Raw genomic sequence first — 26480 nt, 5'->3', positions numbered from 1 at the left:
GAGTAAATAATGATTGATTACCATGCACTAAGGGCCTTACAGGCCGTCATTGAATATCAAAGCTTTGAGCTTGCCTCTAAGGCCATTGGCATCTCACAGTCAGCAGTGACTCAACGTATTCAAAACTTTGAATCTTTCCTCGGGACAAAATTACTAATTCGAAAGACACCCTACCGTGCGACAGAAAAAGGAAAGTCTTATTTAAATCTCTTACGTAAGGTGACAAGCTTAGAAAATGAGATGCTAGAAGATGACGACATCAAAAAGGCAAAGCCAACACTAAAGATCGCCATGAACCGCGACAGTCTGGATCTCTTCTTTCACGATGTCTTAACAGACAGCAAAGTCTCACAAGTATTAACACTACAAATTATTGCTGATGACCAAGACAATACACTGAAGTATTTAAAGAGTGGCCAGGTTGATATGTGTATTAGCTCTGAGAAGAAGCCACTTCCTAATCACACATCCACTCACCTTGGAGATATGGTCTACTCTCTTGTTTGTTCGAAGAAGTTCTATAAAGAATATTTTAGTGAAGGTGTGAACAAGAAAACTCTTTCAGAAGCTCCTCTTGTCGTCTTTGATAAGTACGATAAGGCCCAACACACTTATCTAAAAGAAAACTTTAAAGTCGATAAGCTGACAAAGATTAACCTTATGCCATCTGTTTCAAGCTTTAAAAAAGCGATCCTTGGAGGATATGGCTATGGACTCCTGCCGTTTATTGATATGGAAAAAGAAATGAAAAAGAGAAAATTTGTACAACTTAATCCCTCTAAGGATTTTAGCGTTTCACTTTTTCTACATCAATGGGAGTATCAAAGAGAGCATATTAAACTCTTTAATGAGAAGCTAATTAAGGCCGCACAAAAATTATAAGCATTCATCAAGTAATGCTCGCACATCAAAACGTGCTCCAAGCTTTTGTAGAACAAAGAAGACCCCACCAATCTTGCGATCGAGGAAAACGGTATGCCTTGAAGGGTTACCGACAGCTACTTCTTTCATTAGCAGAGGCGCCATCTCCATGACCTTGTCCGCAACATTTGAGCTCCCCCAGTCATAGACCCCACCCTGAAAAGGTGCTGCAATAACTTTGGCATATTCCCAAAAGAAGTCTTCATTAGTTTTCTTACTCTTTGATAGGTACTCCATCTCATAAAGATTTGAAAAGAATAGTTCGCGGTCAAGATTTGCACAGGCAATGATTAGAGTCCGATAACCTTTTAAGAAATTATCTGGTGGAGTTTTTGAGGCACCAAAGTCGATTAGGCCCCAACGATTATTTGGTAGTAGAATATAATTTCCCATATGAACATCAGTCTGTACTTTTTTGAATTGAAAAAGCTCTAAGAACATCAGTCTCATAAAGTCTCTTCCAAGTTCATCTCGATCTTCTTGAGATAAGTTCAATTGGTCGATCTCTCTTAAGCTATGACCTTCGAGATATTCCATCGTTAAAACTCGCTCATTGCTAAAGTCTGCCAATACTTCAGGAATTTTGTATTGCGGATAACCCTTAAGCATTTCACGAAACTCATTTATTGACTTGGCCTCTGCCTGGTAATCAGTTTCAAGAAAGAGCATTTCTTCAATTTCAGAATAAATTTCTTTTAAATCCACTTCCTTGGGGATGACATTCAAAAGCTTCATTAACATCTTTAATGCCTTCACATCATTCTTGATGGCCTTACGTACACCCTTGTACTGAATCTTCATGGCATAATCGATTCCATTAAAGTGTGCCAGGTGAACTTGCCCGAGGCTTGCCGCTGCTATTGGTTTCTCTTGAATATTAAGTTCTTCTAAGAACTCTTTCGGTAGCTGTTCTTTGATTTGATCCCACTCTAAATAGTAGGACTGACTCTCTAATTGTTTTAAAACTTTTTGCGCCTCAGGAGGAAGAAATGCACTCGCATAAGTTGATAGAAGTTGTCCGGCCTTCATTAAAGAGCCCTTCATCACCCCTAACTCATTTACAATGAGTTCAACATGAGGCCCAATACCGCCACTCAATTTATTTTTTAAATCTTCATTGCGTTTAGACCAAACGTCCTTTCCCATCTTGAGGGCAAGCTTTGCAACGCCGACTTGTCTTGAAATGAACTTATTTTTTATTTTATTTATTTTCTTCATTGGCCTTCTTATTCTAGCATTAACTAAAGGAGAAAGGATGAATTTTCGACTCAATAATTGCAAGCACGCTCTAATTATTGGAGCTGGCCACGGAATTGGACTTGGGATAGTGCAAATTTTACTAGAGAATTACTCAGGTATCTCTATTAAGGCAACTTATCGAAGAAAAGATCATGCCTTAGATTTATTAGATCTAAAGAAACAATTTCCAAAAAGACTTGAGGTAATAGAGCTGAATCCAACAAAAGAAGAACAGATAAATGCCTTTGCCCAAGAGCATACTGATAGCTCCTTTGATTTAATAATTAACAGCGTAGGCCTTCTTCATACTAAAAAGATCTCCCCAGAAAAAGGTTTACGTGAATTTGATCCTGATACCTTTCTTGAGCTTATAAGAGTTAATGCCATGGTCACTCCATTATTAGCAAAGTATCTCGAAAGGAACTTAAGCGACTCTCCTGGCCTCTTTGCTACAGTTTCGGCAAAAGTAGGAAGTATCGAAGATAATAAAATTGGTGGTTGGTATAGCTACCGCGCTTCAAAAGCTGCTCTTAATATGCTTATAAAAATTATTGCCATAGAATTCGAAAGAAAGAGAAAGAAGTGTCTTGTTCTTGCCATTCACCCAGGGACTACTAGAACAGAGTTGTCAGAACCATTTATTGATAGAACCTCCTATATAATTCACGAGACACATGAAACCGCTTCCAATATACTTAATATTATAAATAATAGAGAACTTAGTGAAACTGGAAAGTTTCTATCTTGGGACGGCGGAGAAATTCCATGGTAACGACGACAATTAAAGATACTGATTTTAAAAATTTTGATGAAAGAAAAAGAATAAAATTCATTAATGCTTTATCTGGTTTTAAGTCAGCGAATCTTGTAGGAACAATCAATAATGAAGGACAAACAAACCTATCGATTATTAGTTCCGTCGTTCATCTAGGCGCATCCCCTGCACTTATTGGACTCGTTATTAGACCTGATATCGCCAGAAGAGATACACTAGAGAATATTCGAGAAAATGGTTTCTTCACAATTAATCATGTTAATAAATCAATAGTCGAAAAGGCCCATCAAACGAGTGCTCGCTATCCTCAAGACCAAAGTGAGTTTGATGCCTGTGACTTAAGTGAAGAGTATAAAGACGACTTCCTTGCACCCTTTGTCTTAGAAGCAAATATAAAGATGGCCATTAAATTTGTGCGTGAAATTAAAATTGAGGAGAATGGTACTCATTTTTTAATTGGAGAAATTAAAAGTGTACACTTGCCACAAGATTGCCTCGAAGAAGATGGTCATATCAATATTCATAAGGCGGGAACAATTTGTGTATCTGGTTTAGACTCTTACTTTAGCACCGTCCCACTAGGTCGTCTAAGCTATGCAAAAGCCGATCGCCCACCAAGCTGGTTATAGACAAAAATAAAAAAATTCCTAGCTAGCATTGACACTACTTTTTTTGCTACCATTATTTTATCACGAGAGGTAAATATTTGATTTTTCGACCTCTAAAGAATCTTTTTTACTACAAACCGTATCAAGGAGACTTTATGTTTAAGAAAACTAATTTATGTGATTTTTCAAAACCTTCATTTTCAGAATTTGGCATTGAATTAGCGCCAAAGCAGTATCAGAAAATTAAAACACGACTGGATAGGCTTATGGATCGCTGTCCTATTTATAGTCACTATCAACTTAAATTCAAAAAGCATGAATCAAATTACATAGGTCAGCTCAGTATCAAGTCCTATACCAAGAACTTTCATGCAAAGAAAGTTGCACATACCCCATATCATACAATTCTACTTCTTGAAGAGGCTATTGATGAGCAATTATTAACATGGAAAAGAGAAAGATTTAGTAAAAGCTTAGCAAGTAACTTACGTGGACCACAAGTCGCGTAATTTATCCCTTGGCAAAACTCCTGGTATCTCCAGGAACCTTAACTGGTTCCTGGAACTTAGTATTTTCTATTTATCTAAACGACGAGTACGGCGGGCCTGCTTTGCCATAATCTCAAGATAGAAAGACTCGGCTTTTTCACTAACCATTAAATCAATATTCTTATTGATCTCTTTCTCGTGAATCTCTTTAGCGGCCTCTTCTGAAGAACCAATACGACAGTCAAAATCCCAAAAGTCAGCACCTTCAGGTAATTCCTTCTTGCGCTCTCTTTTAATATATTTCTTAACTTCAAATTTTATCTTATCCGCAACTCTTTCTGGAGCGCGCTTTTCGTCTACTAACTTAAACGTCTTCTTCACTTTTATCTCACTTTTTTAAACTAATAGGAGCTTTTAGCATGGAATAACTCGGAAAACACTCTATTAATGATCACTAAGTTCACTTTACTTAAATAAAGTGTGAGAATAGAATAATACTATGAAGAAAAAGACCATCGCCCTTGTGGCCCACGATAGTAGAAAGAATGACCTTATCCAATGGACTCTGGAACACAAAGATAAACTCGTCAATTACAACCTTTGTGCCACTGGAACGACAGGAAGACTCTTAGAGGAAAAGCTAGGGATCAATATTCATAAGTACTTAAGTGGACCAATTGGTGGAGACTTTCAAATTGGTAGTGCCATAGTTGAAGGTAGCGTTGATATGCTGATCTTTTTTTGGGACCCATTGGAATCCATGGCACATGATCCAGATATTAAGGCCTTATTAAGAATTGCAACACTCTATAATATTCCCATGGCCTGTAATCAAACAAGTGCTGATTACTTCATTAATTCAAGCTTAATGGACACGGAGTATGAGCGAAAGCTTTCCGTACTTAATCATTATAATCAAGCACGAAAAGATATTAATTAAAGAAGTCCATATACACCTTAAACCAAGGTGTTTCTCCAAATCTCTCGACGACCTTATCAAAGAAGACTTCTACACCTTCTTCAGTAAGCCCCATTTGATCATATGAGAGTTGCTCATAGAGATTCATAATAAGACTTGGCGAAAAGGAATCCATAAGCTTTTCAAGATAGGCCAGCCCATGCTGTGGATTTCGAGTTAAAAGATAGTCATAAATAGATAATCTTTTTATATCACAGGCCTCAGGTGAGCGTTTTTGAATACTTAGGCCATTATCAAAGTGATGCCACTGAGGCGTCCTATCATTTACTGTGCGAATACATAGAGTTACTGTTGGATTTTGTTCATGAAGCACTCGATGAGAGAACTCAAGTCCTCTTTTAATCTCACGAATATCACCCTTTACAAGAGTTTCATCAATTACACATTCAATTTGGCTTGTATAAATATCAGGAAAGAACTCTTCTTTCTTATGAACCTTAAACACTTCATGTCTTGACTCCCCTGCTACGACTTGAAAAGCACCACAGAAAGAGTGAGAGTGAATAGAAGTATCTAGAGTCTGCCAAAAATAAAGATCAACGACAAAGTGTCCATTATTAAAGATGGTAACAGGAGGCTGTCCAAATCCATTATATACATTTACTTGTTCTGGCAAAGTTTCTTGCTCTAAACTCCACTGCGCGATAAATGACTCTAGCTCTTCAAGCTCAAAATCGAATTTCGACTTTATGAGAAATTCAGTACACACTTTTGAAAAGTCTTCGGCCGTAGGTTTTAGGGCTTCAATTTCTTTTCCAATATTCAAAAGGTCTTTAATATTCATTTGTTTTCTCACTACTTTTAAATACGAGTAAAGCTACACTTTCTCGACTTTTTAAAATATTGTCCATCTCGGCTACGTCCACTATAGACTCTTAGATAATCCATTTGCTCACCTTCGACCTTAAGTACTCCTACACCTTGAGCATTAGAAGTTTGATTGCGATCCTTCATCCACTGGACGCGGTCAACATTGAAATAGAGACTTTTCCTATCGGCTCCCCAGTAGAGATTATGAACATTAAATGTCTTTTCAAATTTATTCTCATACTGTTCACTATAAGGCCTACCAATTTTATAATCCATTCCATAAAAATTGATATGCTCACAACTTTGCTGTCTTACATGAAGTTTTTCCATCTTCACTGTACCATCGCGATCACACATTCCCTCCCAAGTACCAGCAAGGTCTGGACAACTTGCCCATGTTGGCAATGTTGAAAGTGTGAGTAAACAAAGAGCTGTCAATTTTAGCTTGAGATAATTCATAAGACTTCCTTAAGTATATTTAAGTTCATTTATAGATAAGTTTAGCTGGTTTTTCTCTATAATGGAAAGTGGAGTTTATCATGCTGGCCCTACTAACTTTAACGATCATACTATTTACATCAATTACTGTTGTAAAAGTAGCAACAAAGATCTTAGTTTTAACTGGCCTAAGTGACGAAGTTGCAAGATTTCAAGCAAAGTCAGCTCTTACAGGAACAGGGTATACGACCAGTGAATCCGAGAGTCTTGTCAATCACCCACTAAGAAGACGCGTACTAAGCTTTCTTATGACAATTAGTAATGTGGGAATCATCTCCGTTATCTCAACGGCCATCTTATCATTTGTAAATATCGATACGACGGTTCAAGGTCTTAGCCGCTTCGCTATCGCAGTCTGCTTATTTTCAATTATTATTTATATAACTCAGAGTAGCTTCTTTAATAAATGGCTCAATAAAAAACTAAAAAAATATCTCAATAAACTCTCTAATGTCGAACTCGTGGACTACGCAAACTTACTTCACCTAGGTGATCGCTTTGGCATTGGCGAAGTCTATGTTTCTGATAAGCACTGGTTTGCCAATAAGAATGTTCGAGAACTCTCTCTACCAAGAGAAGGCCTTATCGTCCTGGGAGTTCAAGTTGCAAATGGTGAGTATCTAGGGCTTCCCTCAAAAGACTATGTCATCACTCCTGGAGATACGGCCATTCTTTATGGGAGAGCTGACATGTTAACTGAAATTAGCACTAGAACTGCTGATATTGGTGACAATGAGAGAAAAGAGGCCATGGAAAAATTAGTGGAAATAAAAAAAGAAGAAAAGGAGAAAGAAGAAGAAATCGTTGAAACGAGAGAGGCCAGTTAATACTCTCTAGCATCTGGCCTTTCTGAAGTTAAAATAACAAAGTACCTCAAAACAAAGATCAAGAAACCAAAACACCATAAGGCAGCTGCAAAATACAAGCTAGTGAAATAGTGTTGTGATGAAACCATAGGAATTATAGAACGTGTTAAGGCCCCTGCAATAATCAATAAATAAGAAAGCTTCGTCCATGAATCCGCTATAATTTTTCGGCCAGTATGCCCCAGAGAAACGCGAGTCATTATCCCAATGGCAACAATCGCTAGTCCTCCTGCTAGTAGCATGTGCAAGGCTGCATTTGTATGACTGATACGTATATCGAAAATTCCAATCAATCTTAAGATCAGCTCTAAATTTATACACCCAATCCCAATATGAAGAATAAAGAGAATCGGAATACTTTTCGTTGATAAGGGATGCCACAAAAGCTGTCTAAAAAGGTTCGAGATAATTGCAATAATAAGGATTGAAATATACGCTACAGATGGGTTCATAAGATCCCAAAAAAATGACAGGAGTAGAACAGACCCTAAGCTTAGCAGATTAAGCCACTTAGGAATATCAATCTTAGTATTAGGAATTTTACTTCTCGTAAAAAATGGGATGACTCTTCCAGCTATCAGTAGAATAATAAAGCGTATTAGGCCAATCGCAACGTCCCTTCCATAATCAGCAATGGCCGCTTCTGAATATAAATTTCCCCAAGTATGTAAAAAGTTAGAAAATGTGAACCCCAATAATATTGGAATAAAGACATATTTTTGCTTTGGAAATTTTTGTAACTTTCTAAAAAGCATAAGTAGAAGCGCTGGAAAGAAAAGATTTAAAGCAATAAGTAGTGCAGGCCCTGAGAGAGGTAAAAAATATGAGAAGCGCTCAACAAGCCACAATAGAAGTAAAACAACGAGGGCCTTTCCTTGATATGGCCTTGAGCCCGTCCAATTGGCACTGGCCGTAAGTAGAAACCCAGCAATGAGAGCACCAGTGAACCCAAAGAGCATTTCATGAGAATGCCAAAAGAGAGAACTTAAGTTAAGGACTGGAACTTCAATATGTCCCAGATAAGTCAAAACCCAAATAATGGGGTTAAGGGCCGCAATTAATCCGGCCATGATAAAAAATGGCCTAAAACTAATTGAAAATAGTGGTCTTAACCCCATCACTTCTCTCTGCCTATTTAAGAAGTACGTCGGCCCTAGTCGACTCAGCAATTGCTGCTGCTTCTTGTATTAGCTCATCTGCCACACCCAGCTCTTGTAAAGTAGCACCAAGGTTTTCAACAACAGCATCAAAGTGCTCATCATTTAGACCTTGGGCAACTAGGGCCTCGTGTGCTTCTCTCATTCCCTTTCCGTCATAAGTATTTGGGCCACCAAAAGCATATGTTAAGAACATGATCTGCTTTCTTCTTTGTGCGGCCATATCAATCCCCTCAAAGAAGTGCTTAATACGTGTATCTGCTAAAACTTTATTATAAAAAACATCCACAGCTGCATTAACAGCATCTCTACCACCTATTCTTTCAAATAATTTTGACATAATATCTCCTTAATATATATCTAAAATACATATTATGTATGCTAGACTTAAATGGTATTAAAGTAAACAGGAAATTAATATGCGTTTGGCCAGTTTTACAGATTACAGTCTAAGAGTTCTTTTATATATCGCCACAAAGGGCGATGAACGCTCTACTGTGGGTGAAATTGCAGATAAGTATAAGATTTCTCGTAATCACTTAGTAAAGGTTGTTCATAATCTTTCATCAATGGGAATCATTGACTCGTATAAAGGAAAAGGCGGAGGCATCACTCTGTCTAGTGCTCCAGATCAAATTGTCATTGGAAATTTAGTACGTGAACTAGAAGAAGACTCTCCCCTTGTGGAGTGCTTTGGAAGTAATGGCGGCTGCATTATTAGTCCTGCGTGCAAGTTAAAAGGTGCGCTAATGATAGCGCAAAACCAATTCTACGAAGCATTGAATGCCTATACTCTGGCCGATCTTCTTACTAATAAGGACAGGCTTGTGGATATTTTTAAAGCGGACAATTAGAATCCAGAAGTCCCCTAATATTCTTTTGAAACTTTCTAATCACCTTAATTTGATTATCCAATTGAGTCAGCTTTTCTTCTAATTGCTTTCTAAGTCGCCCATTTGGTTTTCTTGTTGCTAGAACTTTTGCCATCGACTTAATTTCTGCAAGAGAGAATCCAAGTTCCTTGGCCTGAACAATGAGTTTTAGTAAATCAACAGCTTCCTCAGGATAAACGCGGTAACCATTACCACTTCTTCTTGGAACTAATAATTCAACCTTCTCATAATAGCGTATTGCTGATGAAGGTATCCCCGTTTGCTTAGATAAATCACCTATTTTCATTTTTTCTCTCCGACGCTTGACCTTAAAGTATAGTTTAAGGTTTATACTAGTCTAAACTGATAACAAAAAGGAAAACAAGTGAAATATCTTATCACTCTCTTAATTGCACTTAATATATTTGCCGCCAGCGAAGGCCCTCGTTTTTCAATTATTCAAACGGGTACTGCTAAGACTCTTGAAGCCTTAATATATGAGAAAGGAAGCCTCTTTAAGACAATGATGGTTAATCACGCAGGTTTTCTTATTGAAAATAAGGGAAGGTATATTCTTTTTGAGACAGGTTTAGGAAATGAAGTCGATCATCAGTTTGATAAAGATATGTCTTGGTGGACAAGGCCACTCTTTGCCTATAACAAACTCGATTCAATAAAGGAGCAACTTAAAGATAATTATCAAATTGAAAATATCATTTTATCCCATGCCCACTGGGATCATGCCAGTGGCCTCGTTGATTATCCAACGACAACAACCCTAGTAAGCCCTGAAGAAATGGAAGAAATTGAGCACCCTATTGCCAATAGAACATTTCCTTCGCAATTTAAAGGAACAAAGACGAAACCATTTAAGTGGAAGCAAGAAAGCTATCTTGGATTTGATAAATACTATGACGTCTTTGGGGATAATAAAGTCATCATTGTTCCATTATTTGGACACACGCATGGCTCTCTTGGCCTAATTCTAAATGGAGCGAATAAGAAGTACTTCTTTGTTGGTGATGCTATCTGGACTACTAGACAGCTCTCCCCAATTCAAAATAAACCATTCATTTCATCTAAGCTTGTTGATACAGACAAAGAAGTGGCCCAAAAGAAAATTAAAATTGTAAAGAGTATGCAAGAAGAAGGATTCATTATTATCCCAACCCATGACTACTACGTTCATGAATCACTTGGCCACTATCCAAAGTGGAACTAGCTTTACTCTTTCATTGTTGGCAGTTTTAAACCGAATTTAATGGCCCCATATCTAAGAACAAAAGTAGTTATGATAACGGTTATTGCAGGAAAAATTGGCTCAAGATCAACGTCAGACAATAGAATAAAAACGAGAGATGAGATCGCGGCCACCGTTGCATATAATTCTTTTTGGTAGAGAATTGAAAGTTCCCCACTAAAGGCCGAGCGTAAGATACCACCTAAAACAGCAGTGATGACACCCATAAGAAGAGCAGTCTCATTATTAAAGCCTAGTAGTAAAGTCTTTTGAGTTCCGATGACAACAAAGAAGCCAAGTCCTAGTGTATCGAGGAAGAGTAAGAGAGAGCTCTGGCGCTCATAGAACTTTCTCATAAAGAATGTTGAAAGTGTCGCAATGATAATAATATAGAGGTAAGTTGTATTTTGCGTCCAAAAAACAGGTTCATCAATAATAAGGTCTCGAACTGTCCCGCCTCCAACTGCAGTTAGAAAAGCTAAGAATAGCATTCCAAAGAGATCAAGTTTTGACTTGCCTCCTACTGACGCGCCAGTAACAGCAAATGCAAATGTTCCAAGGTAATCAATATAGATAAATTCATTCATTATAACTTCCTTAGATTGGAGTTTAGCATAAATTTCAAGAAATTTTACTTTTAGAATTAACCAACGACATCTGTTTATCCCCTTATAATTAAGAATAGAAAAATCTTAACCATGGATGTGTTAAATGATTATTTTTTTTATTTGCCTACTGATGCTGGCCCTTGCTTATATCTTCTATGGCCCCTTTGTCGAGAAACAGGCCGGCATTGATCCTAGCAAAGACACCCCTGTTACAAAGTTTGAAGATGGTGTTGACTACGTTGAGGTTTCACCTATCAAGGCCTTTCTCATTCAATTCTTAAATATTGCCGGAGTGGGGCCAATTTTCGGGCCAATACTTGGAGCAATCTACGGCCCTATCGCACTCGTCTGGATCGTGCTTGGAAATATCATTGGAGGCTCTGTTCATGATTTCTACTCAGGAGTTCTAAGCATCAAAGAAGATGGAAAGAGCTTGCCTGAAATAGCTGGCCATTACTTGAATCAATACTTTAAGGCAATCATGCTACTCTTTACAGCAATGCTGCTCTTCTTTGTTGGTGTTGTCTTTATTATGAGTCCGGCCGGTTTAATTAGTAACCTTGATGCCTTTAAGGACACAATCTTTGCGAGTAATAATTTTTGGGTTTTAGTTATTCTTGCCTATTACCTACTTGCAACTCTTCTTCCTATCGATAAAATCATTACAAAATTCTACCCACTCTTTGGCCTCTTAATGGTTGTCATGACGGTCTTAATTGCCTTTGCTTTGATACTCCATGCGCCAATGCTACCTAAGATCGAAAATATCTTTGCCTATTTTTCTCATTCACATCTTAACTATGAATTATTAAATCGAGATCCTAATGGACCTCCTGTCTGGCCACTACTATTTGTCACAATCACTTGTGGTGCCATCAGTGGTTTTCATTCAACCCAAGCCCCTATCATCGCCAGATGTCTTAAGAATGAAAAGTATGTAAGACCTGTTTACTATGGCGCCATGTTAGCAGAGGGAGTCGTTGCTTGTGTTTGGGCCCTAGCAGGGATATCGGCATTCCCAGAAGGCTATGTCCAACTAAAGGCAGTCATCGCACAAGGAGGACCTGGTTTAGTTGTAAAGCAAATCTCATCAACCTATTTGGGAACACTCGGTGGAGTTATGGCAGTACTTGCTGTAGCGATCTTTCCAATAACTTCTGGAGATACTGCCTTTCGTTCACTAAGGCTTACGATCATAGATGCCTTTAATATTCACCAAAGTATAAAGAATCGACTCTTCGTATCGATTCCAATTCTAACCATCGCCTACTTTATGACAAAAATCGACTTCTCTCTTATTTGGCGCTACTTTGCATTTTCAAATATGCTCTTATCAACGAGTGTACTCTGGTTGGCAACAAAATACCTATTTGATCGCAAGGCCATACATTGGGTTGTAAGTCTTCCAGCTATCGTGGGAACAGCAGTTACGATATCCTATATCCTTACTGCGCCTATAGGAGTAAATCTTTCAAAAGCGCAAGCACAACCAATCGGTGCCATCGTAGGGTTGCTATGTTTTGTTTTACTCGTCGTTTTTCACCGCAGGAGGTACGCGTTTAACTAGCTTTTCTTAAATGAAAAGCGTCCATCTTTCTTTTATCGACAGTTAGATCAAAGATATCTGGCCGAGAGTAGTGGCCCCCAATATCTAGAGATCGTCTAGCATCAATAACTTCTTCAAGATCGTATTCAGCATAGAGTATTGCTTTCTCACGTGACATTGGCCCGGCAACAGCACCGCCAAAGGGCCGAAATAAAACCGCATCCCCATCTGATAACCAATCATCTGGTTCTGGAAACACATCGTCTTTGAATGGGATATCATCTGGAATATCACGGCATTGAATTGCAGTCGAACATCCGGCAACCCAGCAGCCTCCTTCACGAGCAATATGCCTTAGGGTACCGACCCAAGACTCTCCACAGTCCCAGGTTGGTGCAAGGTAAACTTCTACACCTTGAGCGTATAAGCTAAAGCGAGAAAGCGGCATATAGTTTTCCCAGCAAATTAAGCTGCCAATTTTACCAGCAGGAGTATCAACAACATTTAATCCCCGAGCATCTCCCCAACCCCAAACCATACGCTCAGGGTTCGTTGGGATAAGCTTACGATGGTTGTTTAGAATCTTTCCATCAGGTCCAATGATGGCATAGGAATTAAAAAGAGTTGAGCCGCTAGCTTCAGAATTAATTTCGTTGAAACCAATTGCGACTGTCACATTTTCTTTCTTAGCTGTTTCTTGAATTTCAGAAAGTTGTCCCTTGGAAAGGTCAACAGAGTTCTTGAAAAGAAGGTGGTGCAATTCTTTAGACATACCGATATCACCACCAGGTCTTAACCTCCATACCCATGAAGGATAGCCTGGCAAGTAAGCTTCGGGAAACATCACTAAGTCGGCACCATTTGCTGCGGCTTCGGAAATTGAGTCACAGGCCTGTTCAATTGTTTTAGTTAAGTTTAAAAATACCGGTGGAAGCTGAACGATTGCAATCTTTTTCACATCGATCTCCTAAGTCAGCACCTCACAGAGTATTTTTATTTAAGCATAAAATTGAATCAAAAAGTATTTAACTCTTTCTTATTTTCCAAAGAATTCACTACGGTATTCTTTGATTCCGGCCTCATTCTTTTTTTGACAATTTTTTGATGATGCTTCTTTACTAACCTTTTCTTTTTTTACTTCTTGAACCTTTGCTTCTGATGCAATAGTTGTGATTGATAAAAGTACACATATACCTAAGATAAGTTTTCTCATATTTAATCCCTTGTTTATTTTTTTCAAATTTAACACTTGGGATTGTTGAAATATAGGTACCAAACAAAGAATTCACACTTATGTTAATAGTTTTAACAATAGTGTCTAAAGTCAATAAATCTATTATTGGTAAGAAAAATCTGGATATAAAAAAGGGCCATCGAAGGCCCTTATGTTTTACAACTTAAGACTATTATAAACCTCTACGCGGCCATAATTTTTTCAATCTCGCTATCAGGTAAGTTTCCTAGATCTTTATTTAAGTAATTGCTTACATGCTTATTTAACTTACTATTCAAGTTATTTCGAATAACTCCTAAGAAAGAATTCTCAGCAACGATAACTAAATCATCAAAGTTATTCTTATTATGATTTTGATTGAGAAATTGATTTATTTCTTTTGCAAATAATTCCTCACGATGCTTCTTATTCGTTTTTTTCGGAGTAAATGACTGATACCCATGGCCATTACTATTGGCCATTGAACCATGTCGATCAGAGTCGACTTCCCCTTCTTTAAGTTTTATTTTTGGGTTCTCAAGAGACTTGATTAATTTTAGTGTATTTCTTTTTTTACGCTCATAAATACGCGCATTAGACTTACTTGCGACAACAACCCATGATCGATGCATATCTACCTCCAAGAGATATTTTTTCAATCATCACTCTATTTCAAAAAAAACTCCAACAAATAAATAGTAAAAATTTCTTATCTGCAAGCAGCTGAACATTGTGTATTTTCTTCGCTAATTCCTTTTTTCTTATAAAGAACTAAAAATATGTTAAAAATAAAGAATGAAAAATGAAAATAAAGCATTACATCAAAGAAATCTTCACAATAAGGGCTATGACTTTAAGGCCTTAATTAAATCATTCCCTTCCCTAGCAGGCTTTGTCAAAGAGAACCAGTATGGCAATCAGAGCGTGAACTTCTCTGATGCTGGAGCAGTCCTATGTTTAAACCAGGCCCTATTAGCTCATTACTACAAAGTAGAAAATTGGAGTGTTCCCCAAGGAAACCTCGTTCCACCGATACCCGGACGTGTGGACTATATTCATTATATTGCCGATCTTTTGGCCGAAGACAATGATGCAAAAATTCCAGTTGGCCCAAAAATCAAGGGACTTGATATTGGTACGGGAACAACTTGTATCTACCCTATTCTTGGTAATAGTATCTATGGCTGGAAATTTGTTGGCAGTGATATCAGCTCAGAGGCCATTAATCATGCCAATACAATCATTAAGTCTAATGCAAGCTTTAAGAAGAATATTAAGGCACGCTTTCAAAAGTCACCAAATCATATCTTTATCGATCTAATTAAGAATGATGAAAAATTCGATTTTACAATGTGTAATCCTCCTTTCTACTCATCACAAGAAGAAGCCGATAAAGAGAGGGCCACAAAGCTTAAGAACTTAAATGTTAATAAAGTAAAGAAAGGTCATAATCCTTCAGCGAAATCAAATTTCGGTGGTGTAAGCAATGAGCTTTGGTGCGAAGGTGGCGAAAAAGCCTTTGTGACAAATATGATTCAAGAAAGTGTTGAGTTTAAGAGTCAGTGTCGCTGGTTTACCACTCTCATTTCTCAAAAAGAGAATCTCGTTGAACTAGAGAAAGAGCTTATAAAACAAAGAGTAAGTGAAAGTCGAGTAATTGAGATGATTCATGGAAATAAGATCGCGCATATACTTGGTTGGCGATTTTAAGAGAAAGTCCATACCTCGACCTTAGGGAAATCAAGGTATGGACATATAAAATTAAAGAAGAATGATTGTATGAACAGCACCTTCTCTAACAACTTCAAATTCAAACATTTCTAGAGCTAGATCTTTACGATCTGATCTCTTAGCGTTCTTAAGAATTTCTACATCAGAGCTTGATAATTCGTCTAGAGAGATATTGAAAGCTACGAACTCGTTTCTTTTTCCGTTATTTACTTCACCGTGACGGTCAGCTGTACCAAATGGCTTATAGCTTAGAACAACTTGAGCAACTTCAACTTTTGTAAGTGTTACTTCACTACAAAGACCTGTTTGAGCTCTATCTCTAACTGGACCATTAGAGTTACAGTTAGTAACAACAACATTTTTAGATTTTACAACTTCAGTAATTTTGAAATCAAATACGTTTACTTTTACAGTTCTAGAAGACTCAACTTTTTTCTCAGTTGCGAATACGTCGTATGAGATAGTTTTTGCTTGAGTTGAAAGTCCTGCGATTAGTGTAAGTGCGATTAATAAGTTTTTCATAAATCCTCCAAAAATTGGTTAGCAATGTTTTCTATGGAGGTAATTTGAACTAAGCACGACAAAAAATATATATTCTTCAAATTTTGTCCAAATTTTCAAAGACATTTGTCCAATATCCTAATTTCAAGGCCCTAGAGCGGACAAATCCCAGACTTTTGTCCAAAATTTTCATAGTTTCACAACAATTATTGATTAAATGAATAGTGAACGATAGTTATATATCCATGCAAAATAGCATTTCCGCTTCCCATTCAAAGCTTGGCCTTAGGGCACAAGTCCAGGCCGATATCAATCGCTACCTTGTGAATTTCAAGGATCCTAAGATTGGTCAAAGGAAGCTGGCCGAAAGTGCTGATATCCATCCAAAGACAATCCAAAGAATCTGTCGTCAGGAGAATACTCCGGGACACATTACGATTCTAAAGATTTACCGCGTTCTTCTTGGAGAGAGCAATACATCGAAGCTCCTTCCCCTACTTCCAAATTCGATTAAAGAAGTTGTTTTAAAAGATGGAATTGATTTACCGGAGACTGACGTTGATTACTCCGCAGTCATAAAGAGTGAAATTTTAAAGAATGCTGTCTTTTGTGAGATTTACTTCTTAATTGATACAGCACCTGTTACGCGTGATCTAATCATGTTCAAATACGGTGAGCATGGACTACATATTCTTGATAATATGTTTTCTCTCAATGCCATTAAGTACCTTGATGATGGTGCCATTACTCTTGGAACTTCTAGAATTCAGCTCGATGCTGAAATCATTAAGAAGGCCGGGCTTACTTTGTCAGAAAAGTATTCTAAGCATCAAAATTGTGAAGTAACTGGTGATAACTTCATCGGACTCTATGTAGAATCCCTACCAGAAGAAGCCTACCAGATGTGGTTAGAGATTGATAAAGAAGCCTTTATCAAGAAAGCTGAAATAGCAAAACAGTATCGTACCAATGTAAAAGGCAAAAGAGTCTTTACCTATATGACAACTGATACATTTACAAAGAGTGAATTATGAAATTTTTTAAGTGGATAGTATTATCTTTTATCGCTGCAAGTATCCTTGCCGGCGGAGACTATGGTGGAGGACCTAAAGTTGTCGCTCTAAATAAACTCGACCACTCTGTTCACCTTGGCGATATTAAGCTGACAAAAGATAATGAGAAAGTCGAGCTTACAGTTATTTACCAGAGACGAGTTATGAAGTTTGATCCTTTCCTAGGAGAGAGAGATGCACATAAGCTTAAGTATGGTAAGTATGCTGAGGCGAGAGTCAAATACGATAAGGAACTATTCAACCAAGACTTAATTGATGAATTAAGTGGCCGAGGGCCAATAACTATCTTTAGATCAAAGTATCGAAAACTTGTGAATGAATACTTCACAATTGATGAAGTAACTGATCAAGTTAATATTGATTCAGATAAAAGATATTTTGAAGTAAATATAAAATAATAAAGAAAGCTTAGAGCTCAGTATATTTCTTTACTGAGCCCTTTGCTTTTTCAACCGGATATTTCTTTGCATTCTTATGCATTTTTCTAAGAGTAACCTCTTCAATATCAATATCTGCTTTAATAGCGATTCTCATCAGGTAAACAAAGATATCAGCAACTTCATCCTCAAGCTTCTCCTTAAGACTTGCATTTGAAGCGATATCATTGGACTCACTCTCTTTTAGCCACTGAAAGATCTCAACAAGCTCAGAGGTTTCCACACTAAGTGCCATGGCCAAGTTCTTAATCGAGTGAAACTGATCCCAATCTCTCTCACTAATAAATTTACTTACTTCAGAGTTAATTTTTTCAACATTAATCGATTTCATATAGGCCTTTTCTTTAAGTCTTAAAAGGTGTCTCCTATTCGATTATAGTAATTTTCCCATTAGCAAAGCAAGTAAATGTCGATTTCACAGTAACGTCACCGCTACATCCACCTGGAAATGGCGATTCGTTGTGAACAACGACCTCAAGATCGTTACTATTCAGGCGACTCAATTCTCCATTTAGGCCATCGCACCACTTCTGAGCATCATGTAGAATCATATCCACAGCACCGCTTAGCGCCCCAATACTATCAGTGTAACAAGCGTAGTTTTGAACCTCAAAATCTTTGCGAACGATACTCCCATTACTTGCTAGCAGACTTGTAGACGTAAAAATTGTAAGTGCGATTAGTAGAAAATTCTTCATCTCTCCTCCCTTTGGTTAAGAGTAAGATAGAAAATCCTACTTAATAAATACAATAAATTTATGAGTAATATCTAATAAGATAATTTTATGACAAGGAGAAATCTTCACTAAGTACCTAATAACACAGCTTAAAGTTAACCATCTTAACCATATTAAGTTTTACACAGATCAAATTCCCCTTATAATTAAACTCATACCTTAAGGAGAAGTTATGAAAAGAAAGTACGTAGACCACTATAGTAATTTCGACATTAATGAATTCAATAAATTCTTTGATGGAGATATCAATAACTCAATCAATGCTGCTGTCGAGTGTTGTGACCGCTATGCAGATTCAGATAAGGTTGCCCTCTACTGGGAAGGCGTCAATGGCGAAGAAGAAGTTATCACTTTTAAAAAATTAAAAGATGAAACCTCTAGACTTGCAAACTTTCTTGTCGCTCAAGGAGTCAAACCAGGAGAAGTTATTTCAGGTCTTCTGCCACGAACTCCGGAACTCTTGTATACAATCCTAGGAGCGTGGAAAGCTGGCGTAATCTATCAGCCACTCTTTACAGCGTTTGGACCTAAGGCAATTGAACAAAGACTAAATTCAAGTCAGGCCAAGATTGTTTTTACCGATGATACCAATCGTGCAAAATTAGATGAGCTTCCAATGAAGCCTAAGAAATGTGTTCTCGTACGTTCTAATGACTACCAATTAGCACAAGACGATTTTGACTTTCATAAGGCCATGACCGAACAAAGTGTAGACTTCACCCCAGTAATGAAAAAAGGTGAAGATACATTCTGTCTTCTTTCAACTTCTGGAACCACAGGACTTCCAAAGGCCGTGCCAGTTCCACTCTTTGCCCTCTCTTCGTTTAAGCAGTATATGGATCTCGCAGTTGATTTGAAACCAACAGATCGCTTCTGGAACCTTGCTGATCCAGGTTGGGCTTATGGCCTCTATTATTCAGTCATTGGCCCACTTGTTAATGGTAATGCCCTTCTCTTCTATGAAGGTGGCTTTAGTGCAGAAAGCACAGTACGTGTGATTCAAAAATATAAAGTAACTAATTTAGCAGGATCTCCTACGGCCTTCAGGTTATTAATTGGAAATGGTGATGAAGTATCTAAGGCCATAAAAGGACAACTTAGAGTTGTCAGCAGTGCCGGAGAACCTCTTAACCCCGAGGTTATTAATTGGTTTAAAAATAAACTCGATGTTGTCATTAACGATCACTACGGACAAACAGAAACAGGAATGACTGTTAATAACCACCATGAAATAGAACATGAAATTAAGCCAGGAAGTATGGGCTATGCTATGCCTGGTTACAAAGTAGTCATCCTTGATGAAAACGGCAAGGTTGCCCCACCAAACACGCCAGGGGTTATTGCTGTTGATATCGCGAACTCTCCTATTATGTGGTTTAAGGGTTACTTAAAAGCTGAAACTCCGGCCATTGCAAACGGCTTCTATACAACTGGAGATACCGCCGAACAAACTGAAGACGGACGCATCACTTATGTAGGACGTAATGATGATGTCATCACTTCTTCAGGTTATCGAATTGGCCCATTTGATGTTGAAAGTGTCCTTCTTGAGCATCCTTGTGTTTTAGAGACGGCCGTCATTGGAAAGCCTGATCCAAAGAGAACAGAAATCGTAAAAGCATTTGTTGTTTTAAATAAGGGCTTTGAGGCTTCGGAAGAATTGAAAGAAGAGCTTAGTCTATTTGTGAAGAAAGGATTAGCGGCCCATGCCTACCCACGTGAAATTGAGTTCATTGAAGAACTACCCAAAACTCCAAGTGGGAAGGTTCAGCGCTTTCTTTTGAAAAGACGTGAAGATTAAAACTTCATATTAGTAACGGGGCAGACGAAGTCTTCAAGACGTTTCTTGTAGTCTGCCTCAAACTCTTCGCGAGAAACTTTAGCAAGCTCGCTGAATTCAGACTTCTTCATTTCTGCAACAAGATCAAATGGAAGATACATTTCAAGTGCAGCAAGTCCGCCGTCAACTGACTCAATTAGGTTTTTATATCCTCGGATATAACCAAAGGCTTCATCTTGTCTCTTATAACCATCGTAGAATGCAGTTACAATCTCTGCCTTCTCCTCCATTGAAAGAAGGTCACTCTCACCAAGCACTCTTCCCCAAGAGTCCATAAACGGCCCAACTGGGATAAGAAATTTTGAAGACTTTCTTAGACACTTTGGTTGTCTCATGGACATGTGGCGATGATTCTCTTTTGAAGAGAATGTCTTATTCACCTTTCCTGTATACACAAGAATCGGGTCGTAGTTTTCATTTAATTGATGGCCTAGCTTAAAGATTCGCTTGTAGAAGGCGTCCTCTGGATTCATATTCCACTGAACCATCACGCGATCAAGATCCCCAAAGTTATGGGCCATAAGAGGAGCAGCTCTTAGGAAGTTGATATGATCTCTTTCCTCGCGAAGCTTTTGCATAATAAGCTCTTCTTTTTTGATCTCTTCTAAAATGACATCCGCCATTTCCTGGGCAAGTTCAGTTTTACGATTTTTCACAAGAGCACAGTAAGCACCAATGGCAACACTTAGCCATGTTCCTTCGTGAGTACTCATGACCGTATTATTGTCGTTATTATAGGCCTTACGACTTGTTACCTGAGCGTAATCCCAAGTCCACGACTCAATTGTCAGGCGGGCCATTTTCTCAATATGCTTTGAGATATGTCCGTGCTTCCACAAAGACTCTCTAATCTGATTGTCCACATCTGTTGGAACAAAAGTTCCCGCTGTCGCCCAGTGTGCACTTATACAAATATGAAAGTACTCAGCTAGATTGATATTATTTAGCTGCTTTAAATTCTTCTTGTAAAACCTTAGCTTCTCTAGGAAAGCTCGCTTTTCACCTGTCGTATCCAGCTCCCCTTGAAAGAGAAAAGGTGCTGTATTTTCAACATGTTGAAGGAGAATATTCGGTGCAATACCTACACCCTGTAATGCCATCGTTGATTTTTTCTTTTTGCTCATAAAGCCTTGATAACATATTGCACTCAAAAAGAGAGAATTATTTCAAGATGCTATATTTATGACATAAAAATATGATAGATTGGCTCACTTTTATTTACTTAGATAAGGTTTATTCTGCATATGAGAATCAATAAATACATTAGCCAAAGTGGTATCTGCTCTCGTCGTGAAGTAGACGATTTAATTGAACAGCAGGTTGTAAAAATCAATGGAGTTCTGGCAGGCATCGGTGCCACTGTTAACGAAGGTGACGTCGTTGAAGTTCGCGGTCAAATCGTAAAACCAAAAGTTGCAGAAAAAGAGATTATTATCGCTCTAAATAAACCTCGCGGAATTGTTTCAACGACAGAAAGCAGTGAAAAAGACAATATTGTCGACTACGTCAATCACGTGGAAAGAATCTTCCCTATTGGCCGCCTTGATAAAGACTCGCAAGGACTGATCTTTCTGACTAATAATGGTGATATCGTAAACAAGATCCTGCGCGCAGGAAATAATCACGAAAAAGAATATGTCGTTACAGTTGATAAACCAATCAATGATAACTTTATCAAAGGCATGGGCGGTGGAGTTCCAATTTTAGGAACAATGACTAAGAAGTGTAAGGTTGAACAAATGAGTATGATGGTCTTTAAGATCACACTTGTTCAGGGCCTTAATCGCCAAATTCGCCGTATGTGTGAACACTTTGGCTACAATGTCACAAAGCTTGATCGTGTGCGTATCATGAATGTAGGTCTTAATGGCCTTGGTGTTGGAGACTGGCGAGAGCTAAGCGAAACAGAGGTGGCGACCCTCTACAAGTTAATTGAAGGCTCTTCGTCTGAAGATAAGAAGGCCGTAAAGAAAGCGCCTGCTAAAAAGCCACAACAACCACAGAAGAAGAAAAAGAGTAAGTACGATAAGCTCTTTAAAGACTTAGATAAGGAATTTAACTTCAGTGGCAAGACGACAAAGCGAGAAGAAAAGCGCAAACAAAATGCGAAAGGCAAGCACCGTCGTCGCTAAACCAAGTGCTTGCCCGCTGGAATTACTTAGTAATTCCGTACTCTGCTAAAATTGTATTTCTTAAGTAACGATAGATATCCGACTTCTTTGCAAGTCTCTTTCTAAGAGGAGCACCAAACTTCTTTGCACTCTTCGACTTTCTAAGTTCACCTGTACAAAACATTGAGTTTTGATCTGCTTCAACAAGTAGCTCAGAGATTCTTTCTGGAGCAACCTCAACTTCTTCAAGTCCCTCTTTCTTAAGAGCACGGTTTACTCTTTTATTAATCTTGGCAACAAGCTTATCAAACTTCTTCCCTCCACCGATATAACCAGTAAATGACATCTTCGCAGCATTCTTAGTGGCAATAATCTTTGAACTAATAACACCCATCTTCACTGTATTATAAATAAGTACAATACCAAGAGCACCAATCCCTGCTCCAGCTCCAGTTTGAATAGCTTCAATAGGCTTAATTCCCAAATCATCCATAATCTTTTGTGCCGTTTCAGCGTCAATCGTCTCTGTTAAATCAATATCAAGTAGCTCTAGAATTTTTTCTCCGAACTCAGTAATCGGGCCACCATCAGCAATACCACCAAGAACAAAACCACCAAGAGTTGCTACGATTGGAAGTTGAACGAGACCTAGTGTAAGCTTCACTGGTTGCATTAGTAGGTCTTTTCTAAGCTTTCTAACTCTTTGATGATACTCATCCATACAAGTTGAATTTGCAGCAAAGTTATCTTGTGCATAATTCTTCATTTCTTTGTAAGTATTAATCTTTTCAAACTCAGCTGGAACTTGAGTCTGTGCAACAACAGATGATGCAAAGGCAATAGTAATCACAATCGTCAGTAAGCTACGAAACATTTTTCTCTCCGGTAATTTTGGTTGTAAATAAATATAGGTGACACCAATACTGGCCAACGCAAAGCTTTGTCAACAGCCCAAAAATTCGAAAAAGGAGGAATAGGACGTGAATCTTTAGGTTATCTAAAGATTAAATTGATGAATGTGCATGAATACATATGATTACTTTGAAGTCATAAAAATAAAAAAAATAATTAAAATGCAGCATCTAGAAGAAGATCTGCAGTTCCATCTAATAGTCTCTCAAGAGCATTGGGCTTCTTTTCCTTATGAAGAAATGGCCCTTCTGAATACACTGCAGACTCTAGGACAAGGCCAGAAGAGACAAGCTTTGATTCACCGTTAATTGTTGTTCCGCCAATAAAGTTAAAACCAACTGTTTCACCATTTGTTACATCACAGCTAATCTTTGGATTTCTTCGATTTAAAAACATTTGCGTATAGTAACTTTCAACTTCTACATCATCAGTGAAACAATGAGTACAGCCCTGGTAATTTGGACGTGGTGTATTCACAATCTTATCCATCGGTATAACACACTTTTCTTTCCCATAGGTTTCAATAAGGATCACTCGTCCACCATCAGCAGAGAGTCTCGTCTTTTTTATTTTTTTAATTTTATAAGTCTTAGCTTCTTCGCTAGAGGTGCGAATTGTTAACGTATTCATATCGGCTTCATTTGCAAGGCCTGTGAACACAACTAGAAATATGAGAAATGCTTTAATTAATCTCATGTGTTCTTATCGTTAAAAACAGCGATAAGCTTTAATCGACAATGGCATCAGGTACGGTAACGTAGCGAATTCTTTGTTGTAATTCTTTGGAAATATTATTTTTAATCCACTTTTTTAAGTCGCTTACATTTCTTTGTCTCATATAAGAGAGATCCACAAGAATATGAATATTACCAACGGCCTCAAGCTTGTGCTTGATACTATTTCCGGCCTTCTCAATATTAAAACGCCAAGAATGAGTAAGAAGTGGTGAGATTGGTGTTTTCACATCCCAAAAGATCCCATCACCATCAACAAACTCAGTTCCCTCAGGCCCTCTTTCAATCCCTGCAGCAATGATTCCCCTTTCCTGGGCATAGAGTCCACTTACGGCCTCAAGCTGACTCGTTTGAGTTTGCTTAAAGTTATGGTCTGGATCTGATGCGAGAGAGTCAAAGTCTTCGTGAGAAAGGTATTTTGGATTAACTGATGCCCCCTGCTCTTTAAAGATATGCCAAAGCATAATATTCTCTTCAAGATTTAAAGGAGAAAGAAAAGTTCTAAGTGCACTTGAGCAACTTATTTCTGAAACAGATCTTGAAGTTGAGTATGAACTTATCGAGCGCTGGCCTTCTTTCGTACTAGAAGAATAGAAGCCAAGACCGAAGATGGCAATAAATTGAATTGTTAGTATAAAGAGCTTTAAACGCATATGAACGTTTATCGACAAAACTTAATAATAGTTGAGCTTATTCTTTAGGTAAGAAGCTAAAATTATCAAGAGCACTTGGAAAGCGCTTAATCTTATCTAAGTTAGCAACTAGATATTTTGACTCTTTACTAATTTGTAAATCAGCAACAACACCCTTGATCTTACTAACCTGTCCTTGTAGATTCGCAAGGCGCTCACCTGTAAGCTTAGGAGTTGCAATCATTCTCTTATTTAGTGGATTCATCCATCTTCCTCTTGAGTCTTTAAAACCGAAGTGAAGATGTGGGCCAGTTACTCTTCCTGTCGCACCAACAGTTCCAATAACTTGATGTGATCTAACCCATGCTCCTACTTTTACACTACGACGATTTAGGTGATAGTAGTACGAAGTTGATCCGTCTCTGTGCCTAATTCCAATTTTGTTACCTGCAAACTTATTATAAGTGGACATGATAACTTTTCCGGCAGCAACAGCGTGTACTCGCTCACCAGTTCTTCCCCTTAAATCAACACCTCTGTGCATAGCACGTCTTCCCGTAACTGGGTGCATGCGCCAACCATAGTTTGAACGCACGTGAAGTCTAGGAAGAGGATAACGAAGCCCTGAGTTAATTAAGGCCTGGCCATTTGGAGTGTAATGAGCTGTATAAGTCGAGCTCTTTTCTTCATCTTCGTAGAAATAAGCTTCATGACTACCAGCTTTTACACCACTATAAGAAGTAAAGAGAACTTTTGTTTGAACAGTTTTCTTAGAGTGCTTTCTTTCGCTAAGAAGAATCTTATACTGATCTCCCGCACGTGCATTCATTCTAAAATTCACTTTGCAAAGTAGAACATTGATAACTTCATTAACAACTGATCTTTCTAGGCCCATGGCCAAAAGATCATCTTGAAGAGTTGATCCCGAATTGAGATTTCCTTCAATCATTCGTGGCTGCCAATAAGTATCCAACTCGTTTAAAGAGTAATCCCACTTACCAGTATCTTCATTTAAAGAAACAACATGAGTTTCATAATCATTTTGCGCAAAAGAAAATTTAATAAGCATATTATACTCATCAAAAGTTGCTTCTAATCGATCACCGACTTTAAGTTTTGAAAACTCAACTTCATCTCTAAGTTGATTGATTAGATTCAATGCTTGCTTATTATCGATATTAATATTTTGCAAGGCCTGATACAGACCTTGTCCCCTTTTGACCTTACCCTTCTTCACAATCGTTGTATGAATAAGGGGGCTTTTGACAATCATTTGTGTAGAGGCTTCTACATTTTGAGAGACATAAACTTGTTGGCAGCCAGTGAGGCCACTTAATAGAATTAAGCTAATAAATAATTTCGACATCTTACCAATAAGCATAGCAAACTTATCGGAATATACCAAAATTTCTTAACCAACTCTTAACGATTTCTAAATAAGATCTAGCTAATTTTAGAAAGTACTGCCTCAATAAATCTCGCCTTCATTTCTTCATAAAGAGCAATATCATTTGAGTGATTTTGTATGAGATTCAACTTTGCATTCTTATACTCAGTCGCAATCATAGGTTCAGCGTTTAGGTAATCTCTAAAGTCTAGAATATCGCTAATTTTGATATCCCCTTTCTTAAGAATACGAACACTCGTAAGGACTCGATCTCCCTCAGGTGACTTGCGCTCAAATAAGAAATGTTTTGAATCATTTGAAGTTAATGAAAAACCTTGGTCCTTGAATTCATTTCGAAACATTTCAATGCCATCAAGAGTATGGACAACACATAGAATATCCAGGGTTGGACGGGCAACAACTTTTGGCATAGCTGTCGAGCCAATATGCTCACAACCCATTAGATTATTTCTCAAAAGCTTTGCCAGAGTCTGACTCTCCTTTTCAAAAACTTTTAACCAAAAATCATTATATTCTACTAACTCTATTTTGTTTTCCATGTGGC

General features: G+C 37.9%; 34 protein-coding genes. 14 read left to right on the top strand and 20 right to left on the bottom strand.

The genetic code is table 11. From position 1 onward, the window contains the following. Positions 1-9: 9 nt before the first annotated feature. The gene (locus ABMA72_RS13800) at positions 10-882 is read left to right on the top strand and encodes an ArgP/LysG family DNA-binding transcriptional regulator (protein ID WP_392859338.1); all 873 of its coding nucleotides are present in this window, start codon (positions 10-12) and stop codon (positions 880-882) included. On the opposite strand, the gene ABMA72_RS13795 is transcribed toward ABMA72_RS13800, so the two are convergent. After that, positions 877-2139 (bottom strand): ABC1 kinase family protein, encoded by a 1263-nt coding sequence (locus tag ABMA72_RS13795; RefSeq protein WP_393057543.1) that lies wholly within the window; start codon positions 2137-2139, stop codon positions 877-879. The two genes, ABMA72_RS13800 and ABMA72_RS13795, sit on opposite strands and share 6 nt — an antisense overlap. Positions 2140-2176: 37 nt before the next feature. On the opposite strand from ABMA72_RS13795, the gene ABMA72_RS13790 reads away from it, so the two are divergent. From ABMA72_RS13790 to ABMA72_RS13780, 3 genes are all read left to right on the top strand, one after another. Next, positions 2177-2932, top strand: a complete 756-nt coding sequence (locus ABMA72_RS13790; RefSeq protein WP_393057541.1) for an SDR family NAD(P)-dependent oxidoreductase — start codon at positions 2177-2179, stop codon at positions 2930-2932. Beyond that, positions 2926-3564, top strand: coding sequence for a flavin reductase family protein (locus ABMA72_RS13785; RefSeq protein WP_393057539.1), 639 nt, complete (start codon positions 2926-2928; stop codon positions 3562-3564). Before ABMA72_RS13790 ends, ABMA72_RS13785 begins: the two co-directional genes overlap by 7 nt. Before the next feature lie 134 nt (positions 3565-3698). Next, a complete protein-coding gene (locus ABMA72_RS13780; protein ID WP_393057537.1) occupies positions 3699-4052 on the top strand; it encodes a hypothetical protein in 354 nt (117 codons plus the stop codon). 66 nt (positions 4053-4118) lie between these two features. On the opposite strand, the gene ABMA72_RS13775 is transcribed toward ABMA72_RS13780, so the two are convergent. Then, complete coding sequence (locus ABMA72_RS13775) at positions 4119-4412, bottom strand: DUF6172 family protein (RefSeq protein ID WP_393057535.1); 294 nt, start codon at positions 4410-4412, stop codon at positions 4119-4121. Positions 4413-4530: 118 nt separating this feature from the next. On the opposite strand from ABMA72_RS13775, the gene ABMA72_RS13770 reads away from it, so the two are divergent. Then, complete coding sequence (locus ABMA72_RS13770) at positions 4531-4971, top strand: methylglyoxal synthase (protein WP_392859325.1); 441 nt, start codon at positions 4531-4533, stop codon at positions 4969-4971. Here ABMA72_RS13770 and ABMA72_RS13765 read toward each other — a convergent pair. Further along, a complete protein-coding gene (locus tag ABMA72_RS13765; RefSeq protein ID WP_393057533.1) occupies positions 4964-5806 on the bottom strand; it encodes a hypothetical protein in 843 nt (280 codons plus the stop codon). The genes ABMA72_RS13770 and ABMA72_RS13765 overlap by 8 nt on opposite strands. Positions 5807-5811: 5 nt before the next feature. Next, positions 5812-6279 carry a hypothetical protein gene (locus ABMA72_RS13760; protein ID WP_392859320.1) on the bottom strand — a complete coding sequence of 156 codons (468 nt, stop codon included), beginning with the start codon at positions 6277-6279 and terminating at the stop codon, positions 5812-5814. Positions 6280-6359: 80 nt separating this feature from the next. Between ABMA72_RS13760 and ABMA72_RS13755 the strand changes: the two genes are divergently transcribed. Continuing rightward, complete coding sequence (locus tag ABMA72_RS13755; protein ID WP_392859317.1) at positions 6360-7145, top strand: TrkA C-terminal domain-containing protein; 786 nt, start codon at positions 6360-6362, stop codon at positions 7143-7145. Here ABMA72_RS13755 and ABMA72_RS13750 read toward each other — a convergent pair. Next, on the bottom strand, positions 7142-8302 hold the full coding sequence (locus ABMA72_RS13750) for an NnrS family protein (protein ID WP_392859314.1): 1161 nt from the start codon (positions 8300-8302) through the stop codon (positions 7142-7144). The genes ABMA72_RS13755 and ABMA72_RS13750 overlap by 4 nt on opposite strands. A gap of 13 nt (positions 8303-8315) precedes the next feature. After that, positions 8316-8681 (bottom strand): group 1 truncated hemoglobin, encoded by a 366-nt coding sequence (locus ABMA72_RS13745; RefSeq protein WP_392859312.1) that lies wholly within the window; start codon positions 8679-8681, stop codon positions 8316-8318. A gap of 79 nt (positions 8682-8760) precedes the next feature. On the opposite strand from ABMA72_RS13745, the gene ABMA72_RS13740 reads away from it, so the two are divergent. Next, positions 8761-9195, top strand: a complete 435-nt coding sequence (locus ABMA72_RS13740) for an RrF2 family transcriptional regulator (RefSeq protein WP_392859310.1) — start codon at positions 8761-8763, stop codon at positions 9193-9195. Here the strand turns inward: ABMA72_RS13740 and ABMA72_RS13735 are convergent. Then, positions 9179-9520 carry a MerR family transcriptional regulator gene (locus ABMA72_RS13735; protein ID WP_392859307.1) on the bottom strand — a complete coding sequence of 114 codons (342 nt, stop codon included), beginning with the start codon at positions 9518-9520 and terminating at the stop codon, positions 9179-9181. The two genes, ABMA72_RS13740 and ABMA72_RS13735, sit on opposite strands and share 17 nt — an antisense overlap. Positions 9521-9598: 78 nt before the next feature. Here ABMA72_RS13735 and ABMA72_RS13730 point away from each other — a divergent pair, with 78 nt between their 5' ends. Then, positions 9599-10435 carry an MBL fold metallo-hydrolase gene (locus tag ABMA72_RS13730; RefSeq protein WP_392859305.1) on the top strand — a complete coding sequence of 279 codons (837 nt, stop codon included), beginning with the start codon at positions 9599-9601 and terminating at the stop codon, positions 10433-10435. 2 nt (positions 10436-10437) lie between these two features. On the opposite strand, the gene ABMA72_RS13725 is transcribed toward ABMA72_RS13730, so the two are convergent. Continuing rightward, positions 10438-11040 (bottom strand): trimeric intracellular cation channel family protein, encoded by a 603-nt coding sequence (locus ABMA72_RS13725; protein WP_392859303.1) that lies wholly within the window; start codon positions 11038-11040, stop codon positions 10438-10440. Between the two features lie 124 nt (positions 11041-11164). Between ABMA72_RS13725 and ABMA72_RS13720 the strand changes: the two genes are divergently transcribed. Further along, entirely contained in the window at positions 11165-12628 is a 1464-nt protein-coding gene (locus tag ABMA72_RS13720; RefSeq protein ID WP_392859300.1) for a carbon starvation protein A, read from the top strand. On the opposite strand, the gene ABMA72_RS13715 is transcribed toward ABMA72_RS13720, so the two are convergent. From ABMA72_RS13715 to ABMA72_RS13705, 3 genes are all read right to left on the bottom strand, one after another. Continuing rightward, complete coding sequence (locus tag ABMA72_RS13715; RefSeq protein ID WP_393057531.1) at positions 12621-13565, bottom strand: carbon-nitrogen hydrolase family protein; 945 nt, start codon at positions 13563-13565, stop codon at positions 12621-12623. The two genes, ABMA72_RS13720 and ABMA72_RS13715, sit on opposite strands and share 8 nt — an antisense overlap. Positions 13566-13643: 78 nt before the next feature. After that, positions 13644-13820 (bottom strand): hypothetical protein, encoded by a 177-nt coding sequence (locus tag ABMA72_RS13710; RefSeq protein WP_392859296.1) that lies wholly within the window; start codon positions 13818-13820, stop codon positions 13644-13646. A gap of 203 nt (positions 13821-14023) precedes the next feature. After that, on the bottom strand, positions 14024-14452 hold the full coding sequence (locus ABMA72_RS13705) for a host attachment protein (RefSeq protein WP_392859294.1): 429 nt from the start codon (positions 14450-14452) through the stop codon (positions 14024-14026). A gap of 163 nt (positions 14453-14615) precedes the next feature. Here ABMA72_RS13705 and rlmF point away from each other — a divergent pair, with 163 nt between their 5' ends. Then, positions 14616-15530 carry a 23S rRNA (adenine(1618)-N(6))-methyltransferase RlmF gene (gene rlmF / locus ABMA72_RS13700; protein WP_392859291.1) on the top strand — a complete coding sequence of 305 codons (915 nt, stop codon included), beginning with the start codon at positions 14616-14618 and terminating at the stop codon, positions 15528-15530. 51 nt (positions 15531-15581) lie between these two features. Here the strand turns inward: rlmF and ABMA72_RS13695 are convergent, their stop codons facing one another. Next, positions 15582-16073, bottom strand: coding sequence for a hypothetical protein (locus tag ABMA72_RS13695; RefSeq protein ID WP_392859289.1), 492 nt, complete (start codon positions 16071-16073; stop codon positions 15582-15584). A 224-nt stretch (positions 16074-16297) separates the two neighbouring features. Here ABMA72_RS13695 and ABMA72_RS13690 point away from each other — a divergent pair, with 224 nt between their 5' ends. After that, the gene (locus ABMA72_RS13690) at positions 16298-17086 is read left to right on the top strand and encodes a hypothetical protein (protein ID WP_392859287.1); all 789 of its coding nucleotides are present in this window, start codon (positions 16298-16300) and stop codon (positions 17084-17086) included. Next, on the top strand, positions 17083-17523 hold the full coding sequence (locus tag ABMA72_RS13685) for a hypothetical protein (RefSeq protein ID WP_392859284.1): 441 nt from the start codon (positions 17083-17085) through the stop codon (positions 17521-17523). Before ABMA72_RS13690 ends, ABMA72_RS13685 begins: the two co-directional genes overlap by 4 nt. Before the next feature lie 10 nt (positions 17524-17533). On the opposite strand, the gene ABMA72_RS13680 is transcribed toward ABMA72_RS13685, so the two are convergent. Both ABMA72_RS13680 and ABMA72_RS13675 read right to left on the bottom strand, forming a co-directional pair. Beyond that, positions 17534-17893: a nucleotide pyrophosphohydrolase gene (locus tag ABMA72_RS13680; protein WP_393057529.1), complete on the bottom strand. Its 360-nt coding sequence runs from the start codon at positions 17891-17893 to the stop codon at positions 17534-17536. Between the two features lie 34 nt (positions 17894-17927). Further along, positions 17928-18260, bottom strand: coding sequence for a hypothetical protein (locus ABMA72_RS13675; RefSeq protein WP_392859279.1), 333 nt, complete (start codon positions 18258-18260; stop codon positions 17928-17930). A gap of 211 nt (positions 18261-18471) precedes the next feature. Here ABMA72_RS13675 and ABMA72_RS13670 point away from each other — a divergent pair, with 211 nt between their 5' ends. Further along, positions 18472-20100 (top strand): AMP-binding protein, encoded by a 1629-nt coding sequence (locus ABMA72_RS13670; protein WP_392859276.1) that lies wholly within the window; start codon positions 18472-18474, stop codon positions 20098-20100. On the opposite strand, the gene ABMA72_RS13665 is transcribed toward ABMA72_RS13670, so the two are convergent. Beyond that, a complete protein-coding gene (locus ABMA72_RS13665; protein ID WP_392859273.1) occupies positions 20097-21263 on the bottom strand; it encodes a hypothetical protein in 1167 nt (388 codons plus the stop codon). The genes ABMA72_RS13670 and ABMA72_RS13665 overlap by 4 nt on opposite strands. Positions 21264-21383: 120 nt before the next feature. Between ABMA72_RS13665 and rluF the strand changes: the two genes are divergently transcribed. Next, positions 21384-22271, top strand: a complete 888-nt coding sequence (rluF, locus tag ABMA72_RS13660) for a 23S rRNA pseudouridine(2604) synthase RluF (protein WP_392859270.1) — start codon at positions 21384-21386, stop codon at positions 22269-22271. Positions 22272-22293: 22 nt separating this feature from the next. Here the strand turns inward: rluF and ABMA72_RS13655 are convergent, their stop codons facing one another. The 5 genes from ABMA72_RS13655 to ABMA72_RS13635 all read right to left on the bottom strand — a co-directional run bounded on the left by ABMA72_RS13655 (position 22294) and on the right by ABMA72_RS13635 (position 26475). Further along, positions 22294-23124: a hypothetical protein gene (locus ABMA72_RS13655; RefSeq protein ID WP_392859267.1), complete on the bottom strand. Its 831-nt coding sequence runs from the start codon at positions 23122-23124 to the stop codon at positions 22294-22296. A gap of 194 nt (positions 23125-23318) precedes the next feature. After that, entirely contained in the window at positions 23319-23858 is a 540-nt protein-coding gene (locus ABMA72_RS13650) for a hypothetical protein (protein ID WP_392859265.1), read from the bottom strand. Between the two features lie 31 nt (positions 23859-23889). Continuing rightward, positions 23890-24549 (bottom strand): hypothetical protein, encoded by a 660-nt coding sequence (locus ABMA72_RS13645; RefSeq protein WP_393057527.1) that lies wholly within the window; start codon positions 24547-24549, stop codon positions 23890-23892. A gap of 37 nt (positions 24550-24586) precedes the next feature. Continuing rightward, entirely contained in the window at positions 24587-25909 is a 1323-nt protein-coding gene (locus ABMA72_RS13640; protein WP_392859260.1) for a peptidoglycan DD-metalloendopeptidase family protein, read from the bottom strand. Between the two features lie 62 nt (positions 25910-25971). Next, positions 25972-26475 (bottom strand): GrpB family protein, encoded by a 504-nt coding sequence (locus tag ABMA72_RS13635; RefSeq protein WP_393057525.1) that lies wholly within the window; start codon positions 26473-26475, stop codon positions 25972-25974. Positions 26476-26480: the final 5 nt, after the last annotated feature.

It is taken from the genome of Halobacteriovorax sp. CON-3 (genome assembly GCF_043196995.1).
Lineage (GTDB): Bacteria > Bdellovibrionota > Bacteriovoracia > Bacteriovoracales > Bacteriovoracaceae > Halobacteriovorax_A.
This window is presented reverse-complemented; position numbering and strand designations above follow the sequence as displayed.

Excerpts from the sequence above, each read along its gene's own strand:
- ABMA72_RS13785 (WP_393057539.1), top strand. The coding sequence starts at position 2,926 with ATGGTAACGACGACAATTAAAGATACTGATTTTAAAAATTTTGATGAA.
- ABMA72_RS13795 (WP_393057543.1), bottom strand. The coding sequence starts at position 2,139 with ATGAAGAAAATAAATAAAATAAAAAATAAGTTCATTTCAAGACAAGTC.
- rlmF (WP_392859291.1), top strand. The coding sequence starts at position 14,616 with ATGAAAAATGAAAATAAAGCATTACATCAAAGAAATCTTCACAATAAG.
- ABMA72_RS13710 (WP_392859296.1), bottom strand. The coding sequence starts at position 13,820 with ATGAGAAAACTTATCTTAGGTATATGTGTACTTTTATCAATCACAACT.
- ABMA72_RS13640 (WP_392859260.1), bottom strand. The coding sequence starts at position 25,909 with ATGCTTATTGGTAAGATGTCGAAATTATTTATTAGCTTAATTCTATTA.
- ABMA72_RS13770 (WP_392859325.1), top strand. The coding sequence starts at position 4,531 with ATGAAGAAAAAGACCATCGCCCTTGTGGCCCACGATAGTAGAAAGAAT.
- ABMA72_RS13695 (WP_392859289.1), bottom strand. The coding sequence starts at position 16,073 with ATGAAAAACTTATTAATCGCACTTACACTAATCGCAGGACTTTCAACT.
- ABMA72_RS13690 (WP_392859287.1), top strand. The coding sequence starts at position 16,298 with ATGCAAAATAGCATTTCCGCTTCCCATTCAAAGCTTGGCCTTAGGGCA.
- ABMA72_RS13790 (WP_393057541.1), top strand. The coding sequence starts at position 2,177 with ATGAATTTTCGACTCAATAATTGCAAGCACGCTCTAATTATTGGAGCT.
- ABMA72_RS13645 (WP_393057527.1), bottom strand. The coding sequence starts at position 24,549 with ATGCGTTTAAAGCTCTTTATACTAACAATTCAATTTATTGCCATCTTC.
- ABMA72_RS13680 (WP_393057529.1), bottom strand. The coding sequence starts at position 17,893 with ATGAAATCGATTAATGTTGAAAAAATTAACTCTGAAGTAAGTAAATTT.
- ABMA72_RS13750 (WP_392859314.1), bottom strand. The coding sequence starts at position 8,302 with ATGGGGTTAAGACCACTATTTTCAATTAGTTTTAGGCCATTTTTTATC.
- rluF (WP_392859270.1), top strand. The coding sequence starts at position 21,384 with ATGAGAATCAATAAATACATTAGCCAAAGTGGTATCTGCTCTCGTCGT.
- ABMA72_RS13755 (WP_392859317.1), top strand. The coding sequence starts at position 6,360 with ATGCTGGCCCTACTAACTTTAACGATCATACTATTTACATCAATTACT.
- ABMA72_RS13665 (WP_392859273.1), bottom strand. The coding sequence starts at position 21,263 with ATGAGCAAAAAGAAAAAATCAACGATGGCATTACAGGGTGTAGGTATT.
- ABMA72_RS13705 (WP_392859294.1), bottom strand. The coding sequence starts at position 14,452 with ATGCATCGATCATGGGTTGTTGTCGCAAGTAAGTCTAATGCGCGTATT.
- ABMA72_RS13685 (WP_392859284.1), top strand. The coding sequence starts at position 17,083 with ATGAAATTTTTTAAGTGGATAGTATTATCTTTTATCGCTGCAAGTATC.
- ABMA72_RS13655 (WP_392859267.1), bottom strand. The coding sequence starts at position 23,124 with ATGTTTCGTAGCTTACTGACGATTGTGATTACTATTGCCTTTGCATCA.
- ABMA72_RS13760 (WP_392859320.1), bottom strand. The coding sequence starts at position 6,279 with ATGAATTATCTCAAGCTAAAATTGACAGCTCTTTGTTTACTCACACTT.
- ABMA72_RS13745 (WP_392859312.1), bottom strand. The coding sequence starts at position 8,681 with ATGTCAAAATTATTTGAAAGAATAGGTGGTAGAGATGCTGTTAATGCA.
- ABMA72_RS13675 (WP_392859279.1), bottom strand. The coding sequence starts at position 18,260 with ATGAAGAATTTTCTACTAATCGCACTTACAATTTTTACGTCTACAAGT.
- ABMA72_RS13635 (WP_393057525.1), bottom strand. The coding sequence starts at position 26,475 with ATGGAAAACAAAATAGAGTTAGTAGAATATAATGATTTTTGGTTAAAA.
- ABMA72_RS13650 (WP_392859265.1), bottom strand. The coding sequence starts at position 23,858 with ATGAGATTAATTAAAGCATTTCTCATATTTCTAGTTGTGTTCACAGGC.
- ABMA72_RS13800 (WP_392859338.1), top strand. The coding sequence starts at position 10 with ATGATTGATTACCATGCACTAAGGGCCTTACAGGCCGTCATTGAATAT.
- ABMA72_RS13725 (WP_392859303.1), bottom strand. The coding sequence starts at position 11,040 with ATGAATGAATTTATCTATATTGATTACCTTGGAACATTTGCATTTGCT.
- ABMA72_RS13720 (WP_392859300.1), top strand. The coding sequence starts at position 11,165 with ATGATTATTTTTTTTATTTGCCTACTGATGCTGGCCCTTGCTTATATC.
- ABMA72_RS13735 (WP_392859307.1), bottom strand. The coding sequence starts at position 9,520 with ATGAAAATAGGTGATTTATCTAAGCAAACGGGGATACCTTCATCAGCA.
- ABMA72_RS13740 (WP_392859310.1), top strand. The coding sequence starts at position 8,761 with ATGCGTTTGGCCAGTTTTACAGATTACAGTCTAAGAGTTCTTTTATAT.
- ABMA72_RS13780 (WP_393057537.1), top strand. The coding sequence starts at position 3,699 with ATGTTTAAGAAAACTAATTTATGTGATTTTTCAAAACCTTCATTTTCA.
- ABMA72_RS13670 (WP_392859276.1), top strand. The coding sequence starts at position 18,472 with ATGAAAAGAAAGTACGTAGACCACTATAGTAATTTCGACATTAATGAA.